The sequence below is a fragment of the Henriciella sp. genome (assembly GCF_049649345.1).
In the GTDB taxonomy this organism is placed as follows: Bacteria; Pseudomonadota; Alphaproteobacteria; order Caulobacterales; family Hyphomonadaceae; genus Henriciella.
Genome location: NZ_JBARZC010000048.1, coordinates 1 through 4,858 on the forward strand (window position 1 = coordinate 1; position 4,858 = coordinate 4,858).

Genomic DNA, 4,858 nt, shown 5'->3' on the forward strand with positions numbered 1-4,858 from the left:
TGTGATGCCGTGAGTGTGGATGGGTTCGAATGCGGTGGTCACCCTGGCGAGGATGATGTTCCGAACATGATCCTGCTGCCACGTGCTGCCGATGAGCTGGAAATCCCATTCGTATCGTCAGGTGGTCAGGCTGACGGCCGCAGTCTCGTTGCTTCCCTCGCCATGGGTGCAGCCGGAATGAATATGGGCACGCGCTTTATCGCGACGAAGGAAGCTCCCGTCCATGAGAATGTAAAGCAGGCCATCGTTGATGCGTCTGAGCTCGACACGCGCCTCGTCATGCGGCCGCTGCGCAATACAGAACGCGTCCTGACCAATGACGCGGTTGAAGCCTTGCTGGAAACCGAACGCCGCCTCGGCAAGGACCTGAAATTCGAGGACATTTATGCTCAGGTCGCGGGCGTCTATCCGAAAATCATGCGCGATGGCGAAATGGATGCCGGCGCCTGGTCCTGCGGCATGGTCGCTGGTCTGATCAATGATATTCCGACCTGCAAGGAACTGATCGACCGGATCATGCAGGAGGCTCACGACATTATCGAGAGCCGACTGCGCGGCTATCTCGGGACAAAATCAGCTGTGCCCGCTGAATAGAGAGGGCGACGGGATGAGAAAACCACTCTTGGTCGCCGGCGTTATGGCGATGGGTCTGGTGGCGTGTTCCGGTCCGGCAGGGAGAGACCCGGCAAGTATATGAACGGCACTATTTGCGGGTGACGCGGAGATCGCCGCTGATTTTTACGAGTCCCAAATGGGTTTGGAAAGCTATTGCGATTGCTATGCAATCCAGATCGGCACTCTACCAGAGGACGACCGGGATACTGTCCTTGAGGTTAGCCAGGTTATTGCAAATCTTCGAGAGGAGCGGGGGCTTGATGTGGAGAGTGCCGCTGATCTGATCGATGCAAACCCTCAAGGCAGTACGCACGGCGTATCTACAAGTGAGTTTGAGCTGACTGGCGAATTTGTGGACTCGGTTCGCACTGATATGCGGGCCAATGATGGAGTATGCCCGGCCGCCTGATCAGCTGCTCGTAGAGCTGCCGCCTATTGCCGGGCCTCACTCGCGCCCAGGCGCGCGAGTTCGTCAGCGCGTTCATTGCCTTCATCGCCCGCATGGCCCTTCACCCAGATCCACTCGATCTCATGGCGCTCACAGGCGGCCTCAAGAGCCTGCCACAGATCCTTGTTCTTTACGGGTTTCTTGGCGGCCGTCTTCCAGCCATTGCGCTTCCAGCCGTGTATCCATTTGGTCAGGCCGTCTTTGACATATGTGGAATCGGTATGGAGCTTCACGTGAGAGGGTTTCTTGATAGCATTCAGTGCTTCGATGGCGCCCATCAGCTCCATGCGATTGTTCGTTGTGTCGGCCTCGCCGCCATAAATTTCTCCTTTGTGGCGGCCAGCGATGAGGAGCGCGCCCCATCCGCCGGGGCCAGGATTGCCGCTGCACGCCCCATCTGTCCAGATTTCGATAAGCTTTGACATGGGGTTTGGCTCGCCTGGTTCGTGTGCTGCGTCAAGCCGGTGTCAGAAGACGTCGGTTGTGATGCTGCTCAACTGGGCCTTGGGCCTCACGATGGCAAGGAAGAGAGCTGAACAGATCAGTCCAGCCACTGCACCTATCGCTGCCCCTGTCGCAAACGCGCCGAACGCTGCCAAGCTGTTGTTCATACCGCCGCCAAATACGCCGGTCGTCAGCCCGACCAGCAGGGCGCCCCAGATCGCACCCCATCTGTAATACGGCGCATGCCGGCGAATACCACGCCTTGGAAACATGCCGATCGACAGACCGAGGACAAGCCACGTCACCGGCACGACCACATAGAAAACGAACCAGTTGAAGCCCGCAATCATGACGGCCATGTAGGCGCCTGCCATGAACCCGTCTGTCGCGAGGGTCTCGCCGGGCGATCGTCCCGTCAGGGAGGCCACGCTCGAATAGACAAAAGCAATCACCAGAGCGATCAGGGCGACCAGGATAGAGGCTGCAATCCCACACAGAAAGCAGGCGAGCGCCACGCGTTTTACCTTGGTGTTCTCGGTGCTGAAATAGTCCCGGCTGGGCTCCTCGTCTGAGCGTTGAACCGTTCCATTGGCTCCGACCTCGGCCATGCCTCTATCCCCGCATTTCCAGCTAACCCTAGCTGGATATCATGAAAATGGAGCAATCGGGCGCGGGCGAGTTTAGAGCAGGGCGATTTTCAGGCGCCGTAGTCTGCGGCCGATACGTCTTTGCGGTGGAAAGACAGGCGAGCGGCATAGTCCAGAGGGTTCTTCGGGCGGACCAGTGCGTCAGCGGGCGTATCGGTCCAGTCGACCAGCCGGGTCAGAAAAAACCGCAGCGCTGCTCCTCTGCAGAGGGCAGGCAGCGCATCGCGCTCACGTGTCTCGAGCCTGCGAACGCTTTCATATCCAGCGATGAGCGCAGACCCTTTGGAAAAATTGTATTCCTTTCCATCCTCAAAAGCCCAGGAATTGAGGCAGACGGCGATATCGTAGGCGAGGGCATCCGTGCAGGCGAAGTAGAAGTCGATCGCGCCCGTGAATTCGTCGCCAAGGAAGAATGCATTATCGGGGAAAAGGTCCGCATGGATCGTGCCGCGGGGTATCTCGAAGCTCTGCGGTTTGGCTGCAGCAATGGCGCTGAGGTCATTCTCGATCAGCTCGGCCAAGCCCTCCTGGAGGTCGTCCGCTGTGGCGGCGCGGCCCTTCCACAGACCTGGCCAACTCGCCGGCCCCAGAGAATTGGCTCGCGTTTTCTCGAAGTCAGCGAGCGCGAGATGCATCCTGGCGAGACCTTCGCCCAGCGAGCGGCACTGGCTTGTGTTTGGCCGGCGCGGTGACAGCCCGTCCAGAAAGCTCACGATGACGGCCGGGCGGCCCTGGAGCTGCCGCAAGGCGTGCCCGTCCCTGCCCGCGACCGGGGCCGGGCAGGGATAGTTTCTCGTTGAAAGATGGCGTTTCAGGTCGATGAAATATGGCAGATCCTTCGGATCGGCCCTTCGCTCGAACAGCGTCAGGATGAACCGCCCCTGATCGGTCTCCAGATAATAGTTTGAGTTTTCGACGCCTTCAGCGATGCCCTTGAAGGCGCGCGGGGTGCCGAGATCATACTCATCCAGAAACGTCGCGAGCGCTTCGTCGCAAACTTGAGTATAAACAGCCATAAGGGGCTAGCTACAATTCCTTCGGCATCATGTCACGCATGAGCGTCCGGCCAGCCAGAAGATAGTGAAGGGCTGCCCAGGCGTAGAGCGAGCAGAACGCGATGATCGACCACCGAAGACCTTCGCTGTTCGCGCTCGCGCAGGTTGCTGCCGCGTCGGCGGTGAGATCAGCGACGACCTTGCACGTCTCCAGTGTCATGCCGAGATCGTTGCCGGACAGGAAAACACTCTTGAGGAAAGTGGACAGGAAACCAATCAGTGGCGGGCCGAGGCCGTAGCCGAGCAGGTTCACGATGAAGAGTGTGACGGCAACGGAGGTTGCGCGCATACGGCTGTCCACGACACCGCCGACGATGGCGTACATTGGACCGAGATAGAAATAATGCAGCGTTGCTGCCGCCATGAGCGGGGGGAGGGCGAGCCAGACGGTCGGCGCAAGATAGCCGAGCGCGTAGAGCGGCACTGAAAGCCCCATGCCGAGCGCGGGCATCCAGCAAAGCGCGCGCGGATGGCGGGTCGCCATCTGGTCTGCGAGATAGCCCGACATGAAGACACCCAACGCCGCCATCAGGCCGATAATTACACCGAACAGGATTGCTGCAGTCTCAAGAGTGAGACCATGCGTGCGCACGAGGAATGAGGTCGTGAACTGCGCAACGCCATAGCCGACGAATGAAGCCACTGTGGCGCCGGCCACAATGTGCCAGAAGGTCGGCTTTTCAGACAGGATCTTGAAGACGTCCTTCATGCTGGCTTTTTCCAGCTTCTGGGCTGATGCCGGATCTGTGTACCCGCGCGGGGGTTCCTTAATGGTCAGCCTGACCATGAAAGCAAGGATGACCCCTGGAATGCCGACGAGGATGAAGGCCACACGCCAGCCCTCGACCGATTGCCAGTCCAGGAGATTGAGGGCCCAGGTCCAGCCCCAGGCACTGAACATGGCGGCCAGCGATGGGCCGTCCAGATTACCAACGATGAAACCGGCAAACACGGCGGCGAACATACCGCCCAGAGGAACACCTAGTGCATAGATCGACACGGCCGTGGCGCGGCTCTTGGGAACGAAATAGTCTGCGATGAGAGATTGCGCAGGCGGAGTACAGCCTGCTTCGCCCACACTGACGCCCACGCGAAACAGGAACAGGACCAGGAAGGAGGTCGCGACACCGCAGAGCGCTGTCATCAGGCTCCAGACGAAGACGGCAATTGCGATGATCCAGACGCGATGAAAACGCTCGGCGAACCGGGCGATTGGAATACCGAGCATCGTGTAAAGAATAGCAAAAGCAGGCCCACCCAGGAGACCCATCTGCCAGTATTCAACGCCAAAGGAAGCTTTGATCGGCTCGGTCAGGATATTTATGATCGACCGGTCGATAAAGTTGAAAATATAGACAAGAAGAAGCGCGCCAAGGACGAAGGATCTGTAGCCTTTCGAGCCAAAACCTGAATTGGGCGTGATGGCTGTGTCCGCAGCTTGATCCACTGTCGACATGGTGTTTCCTACCTCGTGGTCTCTTGCTCAATGCCTGAATCGGCCTTGGCGGGACTTCTTTCTGCGATCAGACAAGCAAATCCTCCGAGCCGATTCCAGAAAAATCGGCCCAGTCACTGAAAAAATTTCACATGTGAAGTGTTTTGCCTTTCAGGCGCGATCGTGCGTGACCGGGCAAGTTGCTAATTTTGAT

At 58.6% G+C, this 4,858-nt stretch carries 6 protein-coding genes; 2 read left to right on the plus strand and 4 right to left on the minus strand.

Features of this window, described 5'->3' with window-relative positions; genetic code table 11:
- Both WA989_RS01210 and WA989_RS01215 read left to right on the plus strand, forming a co-directional pair.
- The coding region (locus WA989_RS01210; RefSeq protein ID WP_424338709.1) for an NAD(P)H-dependent flavin oxidoreductase at nt 1-594 on the plus strand (594 nt) is incomplete at its 5' end.
- Nucleotides 595-751: 157 nt separating this feature from the next.
- Nucleotides 752-1,024: a hypothetical protein gene (locus WA989_RS01215; protein WP_424338710.1), complete on the plus strand. Its 273-nt coding sequence runs from the start codon at nt 752-754 to the stop codon at nt 1,022-1,024.
- A gap of 23 nt (nt 1,025-1,047) precedes the next feature.
- On the opposite strand, the gene rnhA is transcribed toward WA989_RS01215, so the two are convergent.
- From rnhA to WA989_RS01235, 4 genes are all read right to left on the minus strand, one after another.
- A complete protein-coding gene (rnhA, locus tag WA989_RS01220) occupies nt 1,048-1,488 on the minus strand; it encodes a ribonuclease HI (RefSeq protein ID WP_424338711.1) in 441 nt (146 codons plus the stop codon).
- 42 nt (nt 1,489-1,530) lie between these two features.
- On the minus strand, nt 1,531-2,115 hold the full coding sequence (locus tag WA989_RS01225; RefSeq protein WP_424338712.1) for a hypothetical protein: 585 nt from the start codon (nt 2,113-2,115) through the stop codon (nt 1,531-1,533).
- 89 nt (nt 2,116-2,204) lie between these two features.
- Nucleotides 2,205-3,170, minus strand: a complete 966-nt coding sequence (thrB, locus tag WA989_RS01230; RefSeq protein WP_424338713.1) for a homoserine kinase — start codon at nt 3,168-3,170, stop codon at nt 2,205-2,207.
- A gap of 10 nt (nt 3,171-3,180) precedes the next feature.
- The gene (locus WA989_RS01235; protein WP_424338714.1) at nt 3,181-4,665 is read right to left on the minus strand and encodes a spinster family MFS transporter; all 1,485 of its coding nucleotides are present in this window, start codon (nt 4,663-4,665) and stop codon (nt 3,181-3,183) included.
- Nucleotides 4,666-4,858 lie beyond the last annotated feature (193 nt).

Coding starts and splice junctions, on each gene's coding strand:
- WA989_RS01215 (WP_424338710.1), top strand. CDS start 752: ATGGGTTTGGAAAGCTATTGCGATTGCTATGCAATCCAGATCGGCACT.
- rnhA (WP_424338711.1), bottom strand. CDS start 1,488: ATGTCAAAGCTTATCGAAATCTGGACAGATGGGGCGTGCAGCGGCAAT.
- WA989_RS01225 (WP_424338712.1), bottom strand. CDS start 2,115: ATGGCCGAGGTCGGAGCCAATGGAACGGTTCAACGCTCAGACGAGGAG.
- thrB (WP_424338713.1), bottom strand. CDS start 3,170: ATGGCTGTTTATACTCAAGTTTGCGACGAAGCGCTCGCGACGTTTCTG.
- WA989_RS01235 (WP_424338714.1), bottom strand. CDS start 4,665: ATGTCGACAGTGGATCAAGCTGCGGACACAGCCATCACGCCCAATTCA.